Source organism: Brevibacterium iodinum ATCC 49514, assembly GCF_900169265.1.
GTDB classification, from domain to species: Bacteria; Actinomycetota; Actinomycetes; order Actinomycetales; family Brevibacteriaceae; genus Brevibacterium; species Brevibacterium iodinum.
The window spans coordinates 45,273-63,704 of the sequence record NZ_FXYX01000017.1; the positions used below are offsets into that span (position 1 = coordinate 45,273).

Sequence of the window (18,432 nt, forward strand, 5' to 3'; positions counted from 1 at the left end):
CTAACAGCAGAACATCACGCACATGCGGGAATGTGCAGGCTGTGGTGACGACCGCTTAGACCGCAGATCCCTCTACCGGGCTCTCAGTGGTCGGGACCCAGCCCAACGACGGTGCGACGTGCTCCGCGAACGACTCAAGTATGTGGAGTGAATAAGCAATACCCAACTGACTGGGGATGGTGAGCATGATGGTATCGGCTGCCGCGATCGCCGCGTCGGCCTTGAGCTCGTCGATCAGCTTGTCCGGTTCGCCCGCGTAGGTACGGCCGAACGTCGACCGTGTGTCGTCGATGATGCCGATCTGATCCCCTTGGCCCGCCCCACGCCGACCGAAGTAGAGGTCGTCGAGGTCGGTGGTAATGGGGAAGATGCTGCGGCTGACGGACACTCTCGGAGTCCATCCGTGCCCCGCGACGCTCCATGCCTGACGGTACCTGGCGATCTGCTCGGCCTGCAGGTCTCCGAATGCGGCACCTGTGGCCTCGGTGAGCAGAGTCGAACTCATCAGGTTCACACCCTGCTGTGCCGCCCATTCTGCGGTGAAGGCGGATCCAGCTCCCCACCAGATGCGTCGATCGAGCCCGGGGGAATGCGGTTCGATGCGCAGGCGCTTCCCCGGACCGAACTGCTGCAGATCGGCCGGGGCAAGTTCCTCGCCGCGGATGGCGCGGAGGAACCGATCGAACTTCTCTCTGGCCATGTTCGCGGCCTTCGGCTCGATGGGATCCTCGTAGCCGAAGGCTTCCCAACCGCGCAGGGCCGGCTCCGGGGATCCGCGACTGATACCCAACGCCACTCGCTGGTCGGAGAGCAGATCGAGGGCGGCGGCCTCCTCGGCGAGGTAGAGCGGGTTCTCATAGTGCATCTCGCGGTTGCAACACCCGTTCACGTAAGCTTGGTTGCATGGTCGAACTGGTAGCGCTGAGGAAGACGAACGAGGTGGCCGCGTACGTCCGCGCCTCCATGGACCGCAAGGGCGACCGCTGGACGGTCGATACGCAGCTGAGGAAGATTCACGCTCTCGCCGAGGCCAAGGACTGGAACGTCGTCGAGGTCTACGAAGACAACGCGGTGTCGGCGACGAAGAAGCGCCGCACTGGCACCCGCTGGGCCGAGATGCTGGACGACGCCCGCGCGGGCCGGTTCTCGATGGTGGTCGCCGTGGACATGGACCGGCTGCTGCGCAGCACGAAGGACCTCAACACGCTGATCGATCTCGGCCTGCGGGTCGTCACTGTGGACGGCGAGATCGACCTCTCTACGGCGGACGGCGAGTTCCGGGCGACGATGCTCGCCGCTCTTGCCCGGTTCGAAGCACGGCGCAAGGCAGAGCGTCAGATCAGGTCGAACGAGCGCCGCCGCGCCGAGGGCATCCCGACGTCGGCCTGGAAAGCGTTCGGCTGGACGAGGGAGGGCGAAGTGATCGAGGAGGAGGCCGACGCCGTCCGGCGGGCCTTCGACGCGTTCCTCGGCGAGCCGTCGCTGTCGATCCGGCGTATCCGCGAAGACCTGAACGGTGCCGGGCACGTCACTGCCAGGGGGTCCGAGTTCTCCGTCGATGCGGTGCGGTATTTGCTGGCGAACCCGCTCTACGCGGGCTACATCAAGCACCACGCGTCGGGTGAGTTGTACCCGGTGCAGGGCGAGGTGTTCCCGCCCATCGTCGGGGAGCAGACGTGGCGGGCCGCGGCGGCGAAGCTGGAGGACAATGTGCGGAGGTCGGCCAGGCAGGGCAACCAGCCGAAGTACCTCCTGTCCACTATCGGGCTGTGCGGGAGATGCGGCGCGACGCTAGTTTCGGGGACGAACAGCCGGAAGCAGCCGACGTACCGTTGCGGCGAGCTGTTCCACCTCACCCGCCAGCGCGAGCCCGTCGATGCGATGGTCACCGAGGCAGTACTCACCCGCCTGTCCTCTGTGGACGTGCACGACCTCGTGATGCCACAGGAGGACGACGGGCCGGACCGCGAGGCGTTGCTGACCGAGCGGAACGCCTTGGTCGAGCGGGTGAAAGAGCTGAGCCCGCTGCTGCTGGACGTGCAACAGCCTGTCCTGGAGATCACGGAGGCGATCAGGGGCGGGAAGGCCCGGATCGACGAGATCGACACGGAGCTGCTCGACCGCTCGGTGTCGGTAGCGGCGAAGCTGCTGGCTGGTGTTGACGAGCCAGTCGGCACTGCGGAGCGCCGCGAGGTGGTCGAATCGAAGTGGAAGGCTCTGGACGTGGACCGCCGCCGGCTGCTCGTGGACGAGCTTGTGACAGTGACCATCGAGCCCATCGTGCCTGGTCACGTGAAGTTCGACCCTGACCTCATTCGAATCGAGCCGCGTCGCGACTGACTTATGACTCGACTCGTCATTGCAATGGTGAGTCGACTCATGGGAGAATCGTTGCAGACAAGAAGATCCCACCGGGGCCGCGACTTAGAAGCGCGGGGTTCTGCTCCCGGATGAGTAGCCGGTCAAACAGCCCAACTACCGTGGCGGGGAACCGGAAGATACTCATGTCTGAGGACTTCCGATGTCTGTCGTTATCGACGTTCCCCGCGCATCCGCGCTTGACAGTCCTGGCCTCGGCCAGGACTCGACCCCCGTTTCGCAACCTGATGGGCTCGAGCCCGTCATCGCCGCAGCCCGTGCCGCCGGTCGCCGGGCCGGTGAGCGCCTGGCTCTCACGCCGCTGACACCGCGCCAGCGCGCCGCCGTCGCCTCCGTGATGGGCGGTGATCGCTGATGAGCGCGAACTCCGCCGCCTTCGAGCACCTGACCGGCTTCCGCTGGCGTCAGGGCGATCCGTCCCTCGCCGACACCGAGGCCCGTCTCTGCGACCTTGGCGTGCTTCGCTCCGTGCTGGAGGAGGCCGTCGAGATCGCCGTCTACGATGCCCGCGCTGAGGGCGTGACCTGGGCCAGGATCGGTGATGCCCTCGGTGTCACGCACCAGGCCGTCATCAAGCGCTACCGCAAGGGCGGTGGTCGCTGATGCGTGCCCGCCTGTCCCGCTCCACCACCCTGACCCCCAACCGAGCGCGCGAAGCGAGCGAGGGCGGGAGCCTCCAGCATGTCGCTCCCTCGAAGAGTTCCCGGACTCTTGCCACCAAATGGCGCGCAGCGTGCGTTCCTACGCACGGGGGGCTCAAGCTTGCCGATAGCCCCCCGTGCTGCAACAGCGCTGGTCACGCGGTGTTTCCGGGTGCTCCATCGGTGGGCTCCGATGCCCGTCTCAGCAGGGCCTCCGACGCGCGCCATTACGCGCGCCATTTGAGGCGCCGCACCTCTAATGGCGCGCACTGTGGGCGGTGGTCTCGGTGAGCGCCGCAGCGAAGAAGCAGAGCGGTCCCAGTGGGCGGAAGCCGTCTGCGTACGTGACGTTCACGCAGCAGCTCAAGCCGGAGTTCTGGCCGGGCTGGGACGTGGCCGTGATCCTCTCCGGCGATGTGCGATCGATCGGCGAGGAGACTCTGCGCCGCTACGAAGCCGCGGGCGGCGACTGCCAGGGGTTCTGGATCATCAAGCACGACAAGGACGTGCTGGCGGACGGATGCCCGAAGGACGATCACGTGCACGTGGTGCTCCAGCAGAGCGCAGGGCGCAAGGTCGAGGGCAAGCTCCAGTGCGCCGCGATGGATCAGCTGTTCGGGTTCGGCGACAAGAGCGTCGTCAAGGGGCCGCCCCGTGGAGGCCGGATCGAGAATGCCTGGTCCTACCTGATCCACGCGAAGGACCCGGACAAGCACCAGTACGGCGTCGACGAGGTCGTCACGCTCCGCGGGAAGGACTACGCCGAGATCGAGGCCGAGCATCGCGACGCCTGGGCTCGCCGCGCCGTGATCGGCCGCAAGGCGGCGATCCCGATGAAGGAGTGGAACGAGCTGGGCGACACGCTCGTGCAGAAGGTGCTCGACGGCGAAGTCGATGAGCTGGACATCCTGCGGGACAAGACGCTGATGGACATCTACACGCGCAACGAGGCCAAGGTGAACCTGGCACTGAAGAACCGTGCCAAGCGCGAGATGCTGTTCGAGGTCGAGAAGCTCCGGGCCGGTGTCTTCCAGAAGACGATCATCTGGGCGATGGGCGCGAGCGATCAGGGCAAGAGCTATCTGGTCGAGTCGGTCGCCGCTGAACTTTCGGCGCGGCTGGGCTGGCCGGTGTTTCGCGCCACGGCGAAGAACGGGCCGGACGCTTACAACGGCGAGCCGATCTTCATGATGAACGAGCCCAGCTCGCGGGTCATGGAGTGGGCGGACTTCCTCCAGCTGCTCGATCCTCGGCAGGGCGGGCCGATCTCGGCGCGCTACTACAACAAGCCGGACGCGGCTCCGCGCCTGATCCTCATCGCGGTGTCGGTCGATCCGGTTGAGTTCGGGTTCTTCATACCGGGGAAGCGCTCGACGGGCGATTCCCTCGATCAGGTCGTGCGCCGGATCACGTTGATGATCGAGGCTAGGAAGATCGACGGCGAGCCGCACTACTCGGTCAGCCAGGTTGGTGAGGTCGAGCCGTACACGCGCACGATCTGGCTCCCGGGTGCGGACCGGAACGGGAACGTGAACCGGGAGACGGTGTGGCTCGGCTACGACAAGGCTGAGACCGACGCCGAGCTGACGCACGCCGAGGCGCTCGATGCGGTGCTCGACGCCGTTGCTCTTCGGTCGCCGGATGCGGGGCTCGTGACCTCGGCGCAGCGCCGTCTCGATGACAGCACGGCGGCGCTGGCCGCTCGCGGCATCGTCTTCAGCGAGCCGCCGGTGCTGGTCACGGGAGGTGCCGCATGAGCACCGATCAGCACCCGTTCGTCCAGGGGGTCGAGGGGGCCGGAGGCCCCTCGCAAGCAGCCGGGGAGGACATGAGCGTCAGCGAAATGTCCGACACGGCTACTGCTTGCCATCCATCCGTACGGGTGGGGCAGCGGCCCGATTCCAAGGTGGACACCGGTCGGGACGCCGCGGAGGCCGTGCGGATGGATCACGGCGGCGCGAAGCGTCGTCGTGACAGCGGCGGGCGGCTCGATACTCGCTTCGACGAGTCCACGCTCGCCGTGCTTCGCACTCGTGCGAAGCGGCTCGGGCTGGCTCCGAGCACGTGGGTGCGGACCGTCGTGCGCGACGCGCTGCACGCCTCGCGTTCCGAGGAGCTGGACGCCGCTGTGGCCGCGCACCTGCTCGACGTGGAGAGCCGCGTGCAGGCATCGGCGGATGCTCGGGAGCTTGCCGCTCAGGTCCGCCCGCTGGCCATCAACATCAACGACCTGGACCACCGAGCGCGGGCCGGTGAGGCAGTCGCGTTGTCCGCAGACGTGCCCGAGCTGATCGAGCTGCTGCGCGAGATCCGCGCCCTGCTCGGAGATCGGACGGCCTCATGAGCACCACCCACTACAGCCCGAGTGCCAGCGCTGCGGACACCGAGAGCTACATCCGCGGCAAGGATGACGAGCGCGGTGCCGCGATCACGTGCGATGTCCCGGGAGGCCCCGGCGCGTTCTCGGCGCGTGCCCGGGCACTGACGCAGAACACAAAGCGTGACGTCGAGGCGCTGCACTACCGGCAGTCGTTCAGCGACGAGGAGTTCGACCCGAAGTACCCGGAGGACGTGCAACGGGTGAACGATCTCGGCTACCAGCTCGCGAAGAAGATGCACCCCGACTCGGACTGCCTCGTGGTCAGCCATGTGGATGGACGCGGGAAGAAGCCGCACAACCACATCCTCGTGATCAACCACACCAACCGGACGGGGAAGGCGCTCAGCGACTACCGCACGTTCCACGACCGCAAGGCCGGGAACCAGCTGGGCGTGCAGTCGGCGAACGACGAGCTGATGCGCGAGCACGGCCTCTCGGTCGTCAAGCGGTTGGAGCACGCGTCGAGGGACTGGGAGCTGCGCCGCGAGGACTTCGCCCAGGGCGGGCTCGACCGCGAGATGGGCGACCGGATGAGCGCAGCCCTGGCCGACCCCCGGACGGTGGACAAGGCCTGCCTTGAAGCGGTGATCGAGGAGCAGAACCAGCAGCTCGGCGACGACGGTGAGCGGGTGCCGAGGATGCGCCTGCACACCGCAGTCAGCACGCGAGGGAAGAACGTCGGCAAGGAGACGTGGACGCTCTACATCGAGGACCGCCGTGGCGAGTCCGGGCGCGCCGAGCGCCGCAAGCGCACGAGTGCCCTCTCGGCGGACTTCACACCGGAGGGCGCGCAGGCGTTCTTCGACTACCACCAGCAGCAGAAGGAGCAGGAATATGAGCGCAGCGCTCGACAGGCTGAAGCAGCAGAACGCGCAGGACGAGCAGCGGCAGCAGCTCGGCAGTCCGGAGACGATGGAGGCGTTGACCTCGATTCTCGCCGCCGTCGAGGCACAGAACACGAGGATCACGACGTTGGCGGAGCAGCAGAAGAAGCTCGCGGGGTTCGTGAAGGTCATGGACGAGGAGACGACGAGGCGGCTGGAGCGGATCACGGCCCCGCCGTCGACCTCCTCGCCCTCCAGCGACGTGTCCGAGAGGATCGCGAGTATCGCGAGCAGGCAGAACGAGATCGCGAGCACGCTCGGCGAGTTCGCGCAGAGTCTCAACGGCGAGAGCTTGAACGCCGCGTCGCGGAGCTTGGTCGCGGAGTCGCAGAAGAATCGCGCGGCTACGGTTTCGGCGATTGAGAAGCTCAAGGCGCAGGCTGACGAGAACCGGGCGCTCGTGAGCAGGGTCGGCGGCGCGGTGCAGCGGATCGAGAAGCGCACCGAGGAGCGGGTCGAGAAGGCCGCCGAGCAGGTCGCCGGGGAGGCCTCAGCCACGTTGACGGCGAACATCGACGCGTCGAACGAGCGCGCCGAGCGGATCATCGCCGCAACGGCGAAGCTGGAGGCCCGTCAGCTCTGGTCGGCCGCTGCGGCGATGTGCCTCGCCCTCCTGCCGGTGGTCGTGGTCGTCGCCGGGCTCTGGATGGGCATCGCCGGGCTCATCACGGGCGCTCAGTGGGCGCTGGACGTGGGACGGGAGCGTGTGGCTCGGGATCGGGCGCTGGCTCGTCGTCGCCGTGGGCCTGGCCGGGGCCGGCTACGGGCTCTTCGCGTCCCTCCGCTGGGTTGCAGGTCTGGTGGAAGTCTGGAAGGACTGTGGGGTGCCGAAGTGGCCACGCAGGAAGAGGTGACAACGCGCGTGGACATACGTTGCGCAGACTACGGGTGGGTAGCTTCTCGACGAGTGATGCAGTCCAGTGAGATGCGAGTCAGTCGCTGCTCTGACGTCCGATGAGAGCGAGAAGACCGGGGAAGCGACGGTCAAGATCATCTCTGCGCAGCGTCACTCCACTGCGGTTTCCCCGATCGACCTGGTGGACCAGCCCCGCTTCCCGGAGCACCTTGAAGTGATGGCTGCGGGTGGACTTCGACAAGTCCAGCCCGAAACTCGTGCAGGACCGCTCAATACCGTCCGCATCGTTGACCAGGTCTCGAATGACTCGACGGCGATGCGGATCTGCAAGCGCTGATAACACCGCACCGAGCTCGATCTCGCCCGGCTCCACGCCGCTGGCTGTGCTAGTCATCTCGACCTCCTACTCAGCACGACCCTAAGGTTCTACTTGCATCGTACCTCAACGGCATGACAATCTAGGTTCGTTCCATATAGAACCTAAGAGGCCCGTCGAACCTAGGGAGTGCCCGTGCCCCGCCCCAGACTGTTGCTCACCGTGATCCTGCTTGCCCAGTTCGTCATCCCGCTGTCTATCTCCGGCACCGCCGTCGCACTCCCCACGATTGCGGGCGAACTGGGGTCCGATCCGACTCCCCTGCAATGGGTGGTCAACGGCTTCAACGTCGCCTTCGCCATCTGCACGATCGCCTGGGGTGTCTGGTCCGACAAGATCGGCTACACCCGTTCATTCCAAATTGGTATCGTCATCGCCGCGGCGGGCGGCGCGATCAGCGCCTTCGCCCCCACGATCGGACTGCTCGATGCCGGCCGCGTCATTGCCGGCATCGGCTCGGCGGCGGTGCTCACCGGCGCGGCCCCGATCCTGAGCCACTTGTTCCAGGGCAAGGCCAAGGCGCAGGCGTTCGCCCTGTTCGGCACCATCAACGGCCTCGGACTCGCCGCCGGCCCCGCCCTGTCCGGACTACTGCTGTCGGCCTGGGGGTGGCGGGGCATCTTCGCTGCGCACACGATCGTGCTGCTCGTCGCACTCATCGGGACAGTGAGACTGCCCCTGCTCGGCCGCGGCGGCACCTCGCTGCGAGAGACTCTGGACTTCTCCGCTCTCAAGGCACCGGGGTTCCTTGCCATGACGCTCGTTCCGGTGGCGGGGGCGATCGGGTTCGTCACTTTCCTGACCTACCTGCCCAGCGCGCTTGGCGCGATTCACGGCCTCGCAGCTGGCACCACCGGCATACTCATGCTGGTCATGACCATCCCGGTGCTCATCGCTCCGATCATCGTCCACCGGATCCTGGAGCGAACGCGGATCACTCCGACCGCCATGGTCGTCACCTCGTTTGCCTGCCTGCTCCTCGGCGGCACTGGAGTGCTCCTTCTGCTCCGGCCCGATCTGCCGGTCATGGCTGGGGTGGCACCGATGATCCTGCTCGGCCTGGGATTCGGTCTACCACTTGGCTTCGTTGACGCTGAAGCACTCGCCGCCGTACCCGCCGAGCGGGCTGGAGCCGCATCCGGGGTCATCAACCTCTTCCGCATCGGTTCCGAGGCGGTGTTCGTCGCGGTTTACGCAACGATCCTGACAACCGTCATCACCGCCGCCCTACCCGGCAAAGTCGGCGAACTGATCGCCACCGGGGGCGCAGGTGAGCCATCGATCTACCGTGACGGACTCGTCGTAGCAGCTGGGGCGATGATCGCACTTGTTGTGGCAGCGGGGGTCGCGTTCCTCGTTTTCAGCCGGTCTGCCAGCAAAAGCGCTGCTGCCACTCAGGACCAGACCGCTATGAAAGCTTGAGGTTAGGGCAACCTCCTTGGACTTGACTGAGCGCCGGTTTCACCTATTTGGCCCGCTCGGCCAAGCACTGGGCGACGGCTTCTTCGCGCGCGGCTGGATGGAGCGTATCCATCAGACCAGGGCGGTCAAGCTGACCACCGTTGGCACGAGCTCGCTTCGGGACAGCAGCCTCCAGCTCACCACTGCTGTCGGCCAAGGGAAGTGGCCGGTGTCATAGCCACGACATGCGCTACCTCATATCGATGACCCCGGTGCCTACCTCGATCCAATTGGTCTTCGCGGCGATCGTCGACAGCAGCGGAATGGGAGAGGCCGCCTGGGTCGCGAAATGGTGGACTCGGAAGTAGGCGCCGTTGACGCCGAGCTCGTCGGCACCGACGGAGATCTCTACCGCATCGCTCAGCATCCGCCCGGCGTCGAGGTCGCCGCCGATGTCGTAGTGACCGAAACTGAGGAATCCGAAAGACTTCATGCCAGATGAACCCGCCGCGCGCAGAGCCTATTCCCCAGCCACGTCGACGGCACCGAGCGTGGTGTCGGGCAACGACGAAGGCCCCGTCCTAACGGACGGGGCCTTGGTGGCTCCCCCGGCTGGGCTCGAACCAGCGACCCTTCGATTAACAGTCGAATGCTCTGCCAACTGAGCTACGGAGGAATGCCGCAGTTTCCTGCGGACGTGTGTTCAAGCTTAGCAAACCCCTGGGCCGGCGAACAAAACCGCGACGAGTGCTTTAGCTCACAACGATGAGGGTTTCCCCACCCGTCGCCGCAGGGTTGCCTTACAGTCAGCACAAACACAGTCCACGGCCATCTTCGGCGTCGGTCCGCGCGATAGACTCGAAGCGATCTGCTCCCCGCATCCGCACCGTCGAAACCGGAAGACTCATCGTGACCATAGTGGCAATCGCCCTCGCCGTCCTCGCGGCCGTGGCACTGGCCTATGGCGCCTTGTATCAGCACGATGCGGTCGCCGGGCAGGATGACTCCCACAACGGACTCAGCTGGGCCCATTTCACCGAGCTGCTGCGCAATCGTCGGTGGCTGCTCGGGCTGATCATCCTCGGAGTGGGAACGGCGGGCAATTTCGTGGCCCTGGCGCTGGCTCCGGTGATGGTCGTGCAGCCGATCGGAGCGTTCTCGCTCATCGTCTCGGTGCTGCTCGGCGTCCGCCACCGCGGGCTCAAGGTCAACAGGCGACTCGTCCAGTCAGTCGTCTGGTGTACCGCCGGGGTGACGCTCTTCGTCGCGCTCTCGGCGACGACGGCACAGTCGGAGGTCCACCTCGGAGCCGATGCGATGCCGCTGTTCTGGATCACTGCCGTCGCAGTCGTGATCGGCCTGGTGATCGTGGTGGTCTTCCGCCACGCCCCTCAGCTCGTGCTCATCATCGCCGCGGGCCTGCTGTTCGCCTGTGTGGCGACGAACGCTCACCTGGTCAGCGTCCAGTTCCTCCAGGCCGGACTCGACCAGGTCACCTGGATCAACGTCGCCGCGCTGCTGGCGGCAGTGGCACTGGGGTCACTGTTCGTCCAGAATTCCTATGCCGCGGGCCCGCCGGAGATGGTCATCGCCGGTCTGACCGTCATCGACCCGATCGGTGCCGTCATCCTCGGCACCGTCGTCCTCGGCGAGGCGGCTCACTCCCCCGTCTGGCTCATCATCCTCATCTCGCTCACCGGATTGGTCGCCTGCGCAGCCGTCGTTGTATTGTCGCGGTATCATCCCGATGTCAGAGATCGAGAAGCTCAGCGCAGGAACGCCCGGCGTTCCGACACCATGACCGACACCGAGGAGAGCTGAATCCTGTCTGCGCACCGTCCCACCCCGAAACGCCGCATCCTCATCCCGGCGGAGACGTACGCCCCCGAAGTCAACGGTGCCGCGAAATTCGCCGAACGCTTGGCCGAAGGTCTCGCCGCACGTGGCAATGACGTCCACGTCGCATGCCCCTCGGCCACGGGCAAACCCTCGGTCAGTGTCGAGAGCGGGGTCACCGTTCACCGGCTCACCGCTCACAGGTGGCCCCTGCACCCGACGTGGATGATCTGCATGCCGTGGGAGACGAAGCCCGAACTCTCGCGGCTTCTCGACAGCGTCCGCCCCGATGTCGTGCATACTCAGGCGCACTTCGTCATCGGCCGCTATGCGTTCTCCGAATCGATCAGGCGCGGAATCCCTGTCGTGGCCACGAACCACTTCATGCCCGACAATGTCCGCCCCTATCTCAAAGCTCCGAAGGCCGTTCTCGACGGCGGCACCGCCATCGCCTGGTGGGATCTGCGCCGGAAGTTCCAATCCGCCGATTTCATCACGGTTCCGACGCAGCTGGCCGCCGATCTGCTCACCGAGAACGGGTTCTCCTCGCCCATCAGGGCGGTGTCCTGCGGGATCGACCTGGAACGCTTTGCTCATCTGCGCGAACTCGACTGCGCTGCGTCGCGGGCCGTTCCCCCACGTGTTCTCTTCGTCGGCCGCCTCTCCTCGGAGAAGCACGCCGCCGACATCGTCGAGGCCGTGGCGAAGACCGATCCCGCGCTGGGGCTCGAAGCCGATATCGTCGGCGGCGGCGACCAGGAGGAGCCGCTGAAGCAGCTGGCTGCCGAACTCGGCATCGCCGATCGAGTGCATGTGCTCGGGAAGATCAGTGACAAGGCGCTCATGGAGGCCTACCAGCGCTGCACCTTCTTCTGCATGCCCTCGACCGCTGAGCTGCAGTCCATCGCTACGCTGGAGGCGCTGGCGTCGCGCAAACCTGTGGTCCTCGCCGATGCGGTAGCCCTGCCGCACCTCGTCCGCGACGAAGTCAACGGGTACCTGTTCCCGCCGCACGACACAGATGCGTTGGCTGACCGGTTCACCCGCATCTGCCGGATGCCCGATGATGAACTCGATGCCATGTCGAAGGCGTCGCTCGACGTCGTGGCCAAACACGATATCGAATACACTCTCGACACCTTCGAAGCGATCTACGACGGAGTCATCCGAGACGCCGTCGACTCGTCAGCAGCCTGATGAAGAAGCGGCCTGACGAGGCGCCGGCATGAGCGGAATCGGCCCTAGGAACCCGCAGGCGGGATGAAGACCGTCGGCGTCGTAGACGTCCGAGCGAAATCGATGCCGCTGACCATATCGTCGACGGATCTCCACGGGCCACCGTCTCCGGCGAATCCCAGCGACTGCTGCATCCAGGCGAAGAGGTCCGCGTTGGTCCATCCGAGGCCGCGCAGCTGCTGATAAGTCACCGCTCCATCGCGTTTGGCCAACCGCTGACCGCCCTCGTTGAGCACCAGTGGGACATGCACCCAGCCCGGTTCGGGCAGACCAAGCAGCCGTGCCAGATACGCCTGCCTGGGTGCCGAAGAAGCGAGATCGTCCCCGCGCAGGACCTCGTCGATTCCGGTCGCTGCGTCATCGACGACGACAGTGAGATTGTAGGCGAAGACACCGTCACCTCGCCGCAGCACGAGATCGTCGACGACCGCCTCCACCCGGCCGAGCAGCGCATCGTCGATGCTGTGGACTCGATTGTCCGCGCGCAGACGCAGCGCCGGCCGCCGATCGTTCGCTTCGAGCCTCAGCCGGGCGGATTCGCGCTCCTCTTCCCCGAGGCGGCGGCAGGTCCCCGGGTAGGCTCCGGGTGGTGCGTGCGGTGCACTGGGGGCCTGAGCGATGTCCTTGCGTGAGCAATAGCATTCGTACACGAGTCCGTCCGCCTCCAGCTTCGCAAGCGCAGCGGCGTATTCGGCAGTGCGTTCGGATTGGACCAGCGGTGCCTCGTCTGGAACGACGCCGAGTTCGCCGAAGACCTGAAGCTGTGAGTCGGCCGCGCCGGTCTTCACCCGATCGAGGTCTTCGATCCGCCACAGGAACCGCCGGCCCGTCTGTCGGGCACGCACATAGCTGAGCAGCCCGGAGCGGATATTGCCGATGTGGAGGTCACCGCTCGGGCTCGGAGCGAAACGGCCGGCCCCGCTGCCTCGATGCCTCTCCGTCACTGATGGGCCACGAGATCGCCGTACTGCGGGAACCGCTCGAGGTAGTCCTGCACGTACGAACAGGTCGGCACGATGGTCGACCCATCGGCCCGGATGAGGTCGAGCACCTGGGTGACGAGGGTACGGGCGAAGCCTCGTCGGGAGAAGCCTTCGGAGATGATCGTGTGCTGGAGTTCCAGGGTGTGGTCATCGATGACCTGGTAGGCGAGGAACCCGATGAACTCTCCCGGGGTCTCAACGGTGAACAGCTCGTACCGTTCGCGGTCGATGTTCTTCACCACTCGAACCGGTGTGGGGCTGAGTTGAGGCTGTGGCATTGATGCACTCCTTCATGGCCGACTCCTATGTGAACGATACATGGTCGAACAGGGCCCGGTCGCTGTCGACCGGGCCCTGTTCTCAACCGCGGAATCAGTCGACGATCTTCGAGGTCAGGCCGTCTGCCTCGGTGTCGGCGGTGGTCTTGCGCTGGAGTCGGGATTCGAGCCAGCGGGCGAACCCGGCGACGATCATATTGATGATGATGAACAGAACCGCACCGACGATGAACGTCGGCAGCAGGTTGTTGTACTCGCGGCCGATGAGGTTCACCTGGTAGAGCAAGTCCTGATAGGTGACGATGAAGCCCAGGGCCGAATCCTTCAGGAGCACGACGATCTGGGCGATGATCGTCGGCATCATCGCTCGCAGCGCCTGCGGCATGAGCACCAGGCTCATCACCTGTCCAGAGCGCAGCCCGATCGCCATGGCCGCTTCACGCTGCCCGGTGGGGACGGCGAGGATGCCTGCGCGGATGATCTCGGCCAGCACCATTCCGTTGTAGAGGGTCAGGCCGAAGACGACCGACCAGAAGGCACCGATCTCATTGCCGAAGAGGAGGAACATCGCGAAGATGAGCAGCAGCACGGGCACGCCGCGGAAGAATTCGAGGACGATCGTTCCGGGAACCGAGATGACCTTCTTGCTCGACAAGCGCAAGAGAGCGAAGACTACTCCGACGACCAATGCGAGGACGGATGCAACGACCGCGACTTTGAGGGTCGCGAGCATGCCTTGCAGCAGGACGGTCTGAATCTGCGCGAAGGTGAAGGGGTACCACTTCTCGGGTTCGAGCTGACCGGCGTCGGCGAATTTCCAGATCAGAAACGCCACGAGAGCCAACAGCACGATCAGCGACACGATCGAGAGGATGATGTTGTTCCGGCGGGACTTCGGCCCTGGTTCGTCGAACAGCACTTGAGTGGGTGCGCTCATCGCAGAATCACCAGCTTCTTCTCCAGGTAGTCGAAGACACGGCCGAGCAGCAGAGCCAGGACCAGATAGGCCAACGCGGTGCCGAACAGAATCGGGATGACGAGATCACCGCGGATTTCGATGGCATTGCGCATCGCGGAGATCAGCTCTCGGTTGTTGAACGCCGAAGCGATCGAGGTGTTCTTGAGCATAGCGATGATCACACTGCCCAGGGGCGGGATGACCGTTCGGAAGGCCTGTGGCAGAACCACTTCGCTCAAGGTCTGTCCGAAGCTCAGGCCCACTGCGCGGGCGGCTTCGGCCTGTCCGACGGGAATCGTCGAGATTCCCGACTTCAGCGTCTCCGCAACGAAGCACGCGGTGTAGGCGATGAGAGCGATCGTGGCGTAGACGAAGGAGTTCAAAGAACTCGTCGACCCGAATCGGATGTCGAGGAACGGCAGTCCGAATGCACAGAAGAACATCACGAGCGTCAGCGGAGTGTTCCGGACGACGTTGATGTACGTCGACGCGGCGATGCGCAGCACCGGGGTCGGTGAGACCCGCATGGCGGCGAGTACCGTACCGAGGATCATCGATCCGATCAGGGCGACGGTGAAGAGTCTGATCGTTCCCCACGCGCCGGAGAGGAACATCTGGAGAAGCTCCAGGAAATCCATGGCAGATTCCTTAATCGATGCGAGGGCACCGCACGGTGCCCTCGCATCATGTCAATCTGTGGACTGGGTCAGTAGCGGTCGACCTTGGGCATGTCGACATCATCGGTGGATCCGAGGGTGTATTCGAATGCCTTCTTCCAATCGCCGTCGTCCATGCCCTTCTCCACAGCATCGTTGACTGCGTCCCGCAGAGCCTTGTCGTCCTTGGGCAGACCGACGCCGTAGGGCTCTTCGGTGAAGGGCTTGCCGACGACTTTGAACTCGCCTTCGTACTGCTTGGCGTAGCCGCGCAGGATCGCGTCATCGGTGGTCACCGCATCGACGGATCCCGACTGCAGGTCGGTGACGCACTTCGAGTAGGCATCGTAGGTGACGAGTTCGGCCTTCTTGTACTTGTCCTTGATGTTCTGCGCCGGAGTCGAACCGTCGACGGAGCAGACCTTCTTGCCGTCGAGGTCCTCAGGACCGGCGATATCGGAGTCCTCGGCCACCAGCAGATCCTGACCGGCGACGTAGTACGGTCCGGCGAAGTCGACGACCTTCTTGCGCTCGTCGTTGATCGTGTAGGTGGCGACGACCATGTCGACGTTGCCCTGCTGCAGGAACGGCTCACGGTTGGCCGAGACGGTCTCCGTGTACTTGATCTGGTCGGGCTTGAATCCGAGCTGTGCGGCGACCATCTTCGCGATCTCGATGTCGAAGCCTTCGGGCGTCTTCGATCCGGCCGAGACGTTGCCGAGGCCCGGCTGATCGTACTTCACGCCGATGGTGATCTCGCCGGCGTCCTTCGCTGCCTTCCACGTCTTCGAGTCGGCGATGTCCGCGCTCTCGTTGACCTTGTATTCGGGTGCTTCTGCCTTGGCTCCGTCGCCCTCGGCAGGTGCGTCCGGGGTTCCGCCCTGGCCGCAGCCGCTGAGTGCCAGCATTCCGATCGCCACCGAGGCGACCGCCAGTCTGAGCTTCTTCATGGTCTCTCCTTGTGAGTGAGGTAGTGCTGATTGAAAGCGGTGGTGTCAGTTGGTGAGGATCTTCGACAGGAAGTCCTTGGCTCGGGCGCTCTGGGGATTCGTGAAGAACTCCTCGGGTTCGGCGACTTCGACGATCTCCCCGTCGGCCATGAACACCACGCGATGGGCGGCTTTGCGAGCGAAGCCCATCTCGTGAGTGACCACGACCATGGTCATTCCCTCCTCGGCGAGTCCGACCATGACATCGAGGACTTCGTTGATCATCTCCGGGTCCAACGCCGAGGTGGGCTCGTCGAAGAGCATCACCTTCGGCTTCATCGCCAGAGACCGGGCGATCGCAACACGCTGCTGCTGGCCACCGGAGAGCTGAGCCGGATACTTGTCGGCCTGGTGAGCGACTCCGACGCGTTCGAGCAGCGCCATCGCCTGCTTGTCCGCCTCGGCCTTCGCGATCTTGCGCACCTTGATCGGGCCCAAAGTGACGTTCTCGAGGATCGTCTTGTGGGCGAAGAGGTTGAAGGCCTGGAACACCATGCCGACGTCGGAGCGCAGCTGAGCCAGGGCCGCGCCCTCGGCGGGCAGTTCCCTGCCATCGATCGTGATGCTGCCGGAGGTGATGGTCTCCAGCCGATTGATCGTCCGGCACAGGGTCGATTTGCCCGAGCCGGACGGTCCGATGACGACGACGACTTCGCGTTCGGCGATATCGAGGTTGACGTTCTTCAGCGCATGGAAGTCGCCTTAGTGCTTCTCGACATTGCTCAAGGACACCAGCGGTGGTGATTCGGCTCTCATATGTTGTGATCCTAGTGAATATAGGCGGGCAGAATAACGGCACGCTCCGGGCAGACAGAACTGCAACCGACTTGTGACCTCGAGCACTCATCCGGCTGCAGCTCCTGCCGGGATGTGCCCGTCGCCCTCAGGCGTCGGCCGTGTGAGCGAGCTTCTCGCCTTCTCTGCGCAGCTCGACCTTGCGGATCTTTCCCGACACCGTCATCGGGAACGACTCACGGACTTCGACATAGCGCGGGATCTTGAAGTGGGCGAGCTTGCCGGAGCAGAACTCACGCACCTCTTCGGCGGAGAGCGAATCGAATCCGTCTTTGAGGATCACCCAGGCCATGAGCTCCTCACCGTACTTCTCGTCGGAGACGCCGACGACCTGGACGTCGCGGATCGCGGGATGGTGGTAGAGGAATTCCTCGACCTCGCGCGGATAGACGTTCTCGCCTCCGCGGATGACCATATCCTTGATCCGTCCGGAGATATCGACGTATCCGTCATCGTCCATGATGGCCAGGTCACCAGTGTGGATCCACCGTGCTGCATCGATGGTCTCGGCGGTCTTGTCCGGCTGATTCCAGTAGCCGAGCATGACGGCGTAGCCGCGAGTGCAGAATTCGCCCTTCTGGCCACGCGGAACGGTCTGCCCGGTGACAGGGTCGGCGATCTTGATCTCAAGGTGAGGCATGACGCGGCCGACGGTCTCGGTGCGCTTCTGCAGGGAGTCGTCCACTCGGGTCATCATCGACACCGGTGCGGTCTCCGTCATTCCGTAGCAGATGGCGACCTCGGCCATGTTCATATCGTCGATGACTCGACGCATCGTGTTGACCGGGCAGGGCGATCCCGCCATGACGCCGGTGCGCAGTGAGGAGAAGTCGAATTCCGCGAACTGCGGATGCTCGAGCTCGGCGATGAACATCGTCGGCACACCGTAGAGCGATGTGGCCTTCTCCTCGGTCACTGCCTTCATCGTCGCCACCGGGTCGAAGGCAGGCGCCGGCAGCACGATCGCGGAGCCGTGGCTGAGTGCGGCGAGATTGCCGATGACCATGCCGAAGCAGTGGTAGTACGGCACGGGAACGACCACGGTATCGGCGGGTGTGTAGGAGAGCATCTCGCCGATGAAGAACCCGTTGTTGAGGATGTTGTGGTGGCTGAGCGTCACACCCTTGGGGAATCCGGTCGTGCCGGAGGTGTATTGGATGTTGATCGGATCATCGGCCGAGAGGTCGTCGATGACCTGCTGCAGCCGGACCTTGTACTTCGTTCCCGCGTCCTCGAGCATCTCGCGTCCCTGCCCGATGAGGTGGGCGAAGGATTCGCGCTCGCCCACCGTGACACCGCCGATGAGGTCCTCGGTGACAGTGTCGAGGAAGACGAGGTCGAGGCTGGGGACCTTGGCGGCCACCTCGGTGGCGATGGCATGGAAGTCCGGGTGCGGAGGTGCGACGATCTGCGAGATCATCAGGCTCATTCCGGACTGCTCGACGACGTACTCGAGTTCGTGGCTGCGGTAGGCCGGGTTGACGTTGACGAGGATCGCCCCGATCTTCGCCGTGGCGTACTGGACGAGTGCCCATTCGCCGACGTTCTGCGCCCAGATGCCGACGCGATCGCCCTTCTTCACCCCGCGTTCGAGAAGGCCGATGGCCAGTGCGTCGGTGTCTCGATCGAAGTCGGAGTACGTCCACCTCCGGTTCGAATGCCGATCGACCAATGCAAGTGCTTCGGGATTCTCGGCTGCGGTGCGTTTGATGTGCTCGGCGATGGTGATCCCGAGCAGCGGTTCCGTCGAAGTTCCCGACGAGTAGGACAATTCGGACACTGCG

Annotated in this window: 18 protein-coding genes, 1 tRNA gene and 2 pseudogenes; 10 read left to right on the forward strand and 11 right to left on the reverse strand. The window is 64.8% G+C overall.

The features are described from left to right. Positions 1-55: 55 nt before the first annotated feature. The gene (locus tag BI49514_RS11705; RefSeq protein WP_101546712.1) at positions 56-865 is read right to left on the reverse strand and encodes an LLM class flavin-dependent oxidoreductase; all 810 of its coding nucleotides are present in this window, start codon (positions 863-865) and stop codon (positions 56-58) included. A gap of 38 nt (positions 866-903) precedes the next feature. Here BI49514_RS11705 and BI49514_RS11710 point away from each other — a divergent pair, with 38 nt between their 5' ends. The 7 genes and pseudogenes from BI49514_RS11710 to BI49514_RS17400 all read left to right on the forward strand — a co-directional run bounded on the left by BI49514_RS11710 (position 904) and on the right by BI49514_RS17400 (position 7,138). Further along, entirely contained in the window at positions 904-2,340 is a 1,437-nt protein-coding gene (locus BI49514_RS11710; protein WP_101546713.1) for a recombinase family protein, read from the forward strand. 181 nt (positions 2,341-2,521) lie between these two features. Next, on the forward strand, positions 2,522-2,734 hold the full coding sequence (locus BI49514_RS11715; RefSeq protein WP_101546714.1) for a hypothetical protein: 213 nt from the start codon (positions 2,522-2,524) through the stop codon (positions 2,732-2,734). Next, positions 2,734-2,982, forward strand: a complete 249-nt coding sequence (locus BI49514_RS11720) for a hypothetical protein (protein WP_101546715.1) — start codon at positions 2,734-2,736, stop codon at positions 2,980-2,982. Before BI49514_RS11715 ends, BI49514_RS11720 begins: the two co-directional genes overlap by 1 nt. 382 nt (positions 2,983-3,364) lie before the next feature. After that, positions 3,365-4,777, forward strand: a complete 1,413-nt coding sequence (locus BI49514_RS11725) for a Rep family protein (protein ID WP_180954382.1) — start codon at positions 3,365-3,367, stop codon at positions 4,775-4,777. Continuing rightward, positions 4,774-5,364: a hypothetical protein gene (locus BI49514_RS11730; protein ID WP_101546717.1), complete on the forward strand. Its 591-nt coding sequence runs from the start codon at positions 4,774-4,776 to the stop codon at positions 5,362-5,364. Before BI49514_RS11725 ends, BI49514_RS11730 begins: the two co-directional genes overlap by 4 nt. Next, positions 5,361-5,822: pseudogene (locus BI49514_RS17395) on the forward strand (relaxase/mobilization nuclease domain-containing protein); the annotation flags it as partial. The gene BI49514_RS11730 and the pseudogene BI49514_RS17395, both read left to right, overlap by 4 nt. Before the next feature lie 412 nt (positions 5,823-6,234). Continuing rightward, positions 6,235-7,138 (forward strand): annotated as a pseudogene (locus BI49514_RS17400) (hypothetical protein). Positions 7,139-7,216: 78 nt separating this feature from the next. Here BI49514_RS17400 and BI49514_RS11745 read toward each other — a convergent pair. After that, on the reverse strand, positions 7,217-7,534 hold the full coding sequence (locus tag BI49514_RS11745; RefSeq protein ID WP_101546719.1) for an ArsR/SmtB family transcription factor: 318 nt from the start codon (positions 7,532-7,534) through the stop codon (positions 7,217-7,219). Between the two features lie 117 nt (positions 7,535-7,651). Between BI49514_RS11745 and BI49514_RS11750 the strand changes: the two genes are divergently transcribed. Next, positions 7,652-8,938, forward strand: a complete 1,287-nt coding sequence (locus BI49514_RS11750; protein ID WP_244195093.1) for an MFS transporter — start codon at positions 7,652-7,654, stop codon at positions 8,936-8,938. 229 nt (positions 8,939-9,167) lie between these two features. Here BI49514_RS11750 and BI49514_RS11760 read toward each other — a convergent pair whose 3' ends face one another. After that, positions 9,168-9,410, reverse strand: a complete 243-nt coding sequence (locus BI49514_RS11760) for an LLM class flavin-dependent oxidoreductase (RefSeq protein ID WP_101546721.1) — start codon at positions 9,408-9,410, stop codon at positions 9,168-9,170. 107 nt (positions 9,411-9,517) lie between these two features. Next, positions 9,518-9,593: transfer RNA gene (locus BI49514_RS11765), tRNA-Asn, on the reverse strand. A 233-nt stretch (positions 9,594-9,826) separates the two neighbouring features. Between BI49514_RS11765 and BI49514_RS11770 the strand changes: the two genes are divergently transcribed. Further along, positions 9,827-10,738 carry a DMT family transporter gene (locus tag BI49514_RS11770; protein ID WP_244195092.1) on the forward strand — a complete coding sequence of 304 codons (912 nt, stop codon included), beginning with the start codon at positions 9,827-9,829 and terminating at the stop codon, positions 10,736-10,738. Between the two features lie 42 nt (positions 10,739-10,780). Beyond that, positions 10,781-11,950, forward strand: a complete 1,170-nt coding sequence (locus tag BI49514_RS11775; protein ID WP_257904127.1) for a glycosyltransferase — start codon at positions 10,781-10,783, stop codon at positions 11,948-11,950. A 44-nt stretch (positions 11,951-11,994) separates the two neighbouring features. Here the strand turns inward: BI49514_RS11775 and gluQRS are convergent, their stop codons facing one another. From gluQRS to BI49514_RS11810, 7 genes are all read right to left on the reverse strand, one after another. Beyond that, complete coding sequence (gene gluQRS, locus BI49514_RS11780; protein WP_101546724.1) at positions 11,995-12,933, reverse strand: tRNA glutamyl-Q(34) synthetase GluQRS; 939 nt, start codon at positions 12,931-12,933, stop codon at positions 11,995-11,997. Continuing rightward, a complete protein-coding gene (locus BI49514_RS11785) occupies positions 12,930-13,250 on the reverse strand; it encodes a GNAT family N-acetyltransferase (protein WP_101546725.1) in 321 nt (106 codons plus the stop codon). The genes gluQRS and BI49514_RS11785 overlap by 4 nt, the downstream gene beginning before the upstream one ends. Before the next feature lie 94 nt (positions 13,251-13,344). Next, the gene (locus BI49514_RS11790) at positions 13,345-14,187 is read right to left on the reverse strand and encodes an amino acid ABC transporter permease (protein ID WP_101546726.1); all 843 of its coding nucleotides are present in this window, start codon (positions 14,185-14,187) and stop codon (positions 13,345-13,347) included. Further along, positions 14,184-14,846: an amino acid ABC transporter permease gene (locus BI49514_RS11795; protein WP_101546727.1), complete on the reverse strand. Its 663-nt coding sequence runs from the start codon at positions 14,844-14,846 to the stop codon at positions 14,184-14,186. The genes BI49514_RS11790 and BI49514_RS11795 overlap by 4 nt, the downstream gene beginning before the upstream one ends. Before the next feature lie 68 nt (positions 14,847-14,914). After that, positions 14,915-15,814 (reverse strand): glutamate ABC transporter substrate-binding protein, encoded by a 900-nt coding sequence (locus tag BI49514_RS11800; protein ID WP_101546728.1) that lies wholly within the window; start codon positions 15,812-15,814, stop codon positions 14,915-14,917. Positions 15,815-15,859: 45 nt separating this feature from the next. After that, complete coding sequence (locus BI49514_RS11805) at positions 15,860-16,540, reverse strand: amino acid ABC transporter ATP-binding protein (protein ID WP_167444024.1); 681 nt, start codon at positions 16,538-16,540, stop codon at positions 15,860-15,862. A 196-nt stretch (positions 16,541-16,736) separates the two neighbouring features. Continuing rightward, a complete protein-coding gene (locus tag BI49514_RS11810) occupies positions 16,737-18,428 on the reverse strand; it encodes an AMP-binding protein (protein ID WP_101546729.1) in 1,692 nt (563 codons plus the stop codon). Between the last annotated feature and the right edge of the window lie 4 nt (positions 18,429-18,432).

Excerpts from the sequence above, each read along its gene's own strand:
- BI49514_RS11715 (WP_101546714.1), top strand. The coding sequence starts at position 2,522 with ATGTCTGTCGTTATCGACGTTCCCCGCGCATCCGCGCTTGACAGTCCT.
- BI49514_RS11795 (WP_101546727.1), bottom strand. The coding sequence starts at position 14,846 with ATGGATTTCCTGGAGCTTCTCCAGATGTTCCTCTCCGGCGCGTGGGGA.
- BI49514_RS11730 (WP_101546717.1), top strand. The coding sequence starts at position 4,774 with ATGAGCACCGATCAGCACCCGTTCGTCCAGGGGGTCGAGGGGGCCGGA.
- BI49514_RS11800 (WP_101546728.1), bottom strand. The coding sequence starts at position 15,814 with ATGAAGAAGCTCAGACTGGCGGTCGCCTCGGTGGCGATCGGAATGCTG.
- BI49514_RS11790 (WP_101546726.1), bottom strand. The coding sequence starts at position 14,187 with ATGAGCGCACCCACTCAAGTGCTGTTCGACGAACCAGGGCCGAAGTCC.
- BI49514_RS11745 (WP_101546719.1), bottom strand. The coding sequence starts at position 7,534 with ATGACTAGCACAGCCAGCGGCGTGGAGCCGGGCGAGATCGAGCTCGGT.
- BI49514_RS11705 (WP_101546712.1), bottom strand. The coding sequence starts at position 865 with ATGCACTATGAGAACCCGCTCTACCTCGCCGAGGAGGCCGCCGCCCTC.
- BI49514_RS11785 (WP_101546725.1), bottom strand. The coding sequence starts at position 13,250 with ATGCCACAGCCTCAACTCAGCCCCACACCGGTTCGAGTGGTGAAGAAC.
- BI49514_RS11760 (WP_101546721.1), bottom strand. The coding sequence starts at position 9,410 with ATGAAGTCTTTCGGATTCCTCAGTTTCGGTCACTACGACATCGGCGGC.
- BI49514_RS11710 (WP_101546713.1), top strand. The coding sequence starts at position 904 with ATGGTCGAACTGGTAGCGCTGAGGAAGACGAACGAGGTGGCCGCGTAC.
- BI49514_RS11720 (WP_101546715.1), top strand. The coding sequence starts at position 2,734 with ATGAGCGCGAACTCCGCCGCCTTCGAGCACCTGACCGGCTTCCGCTGG.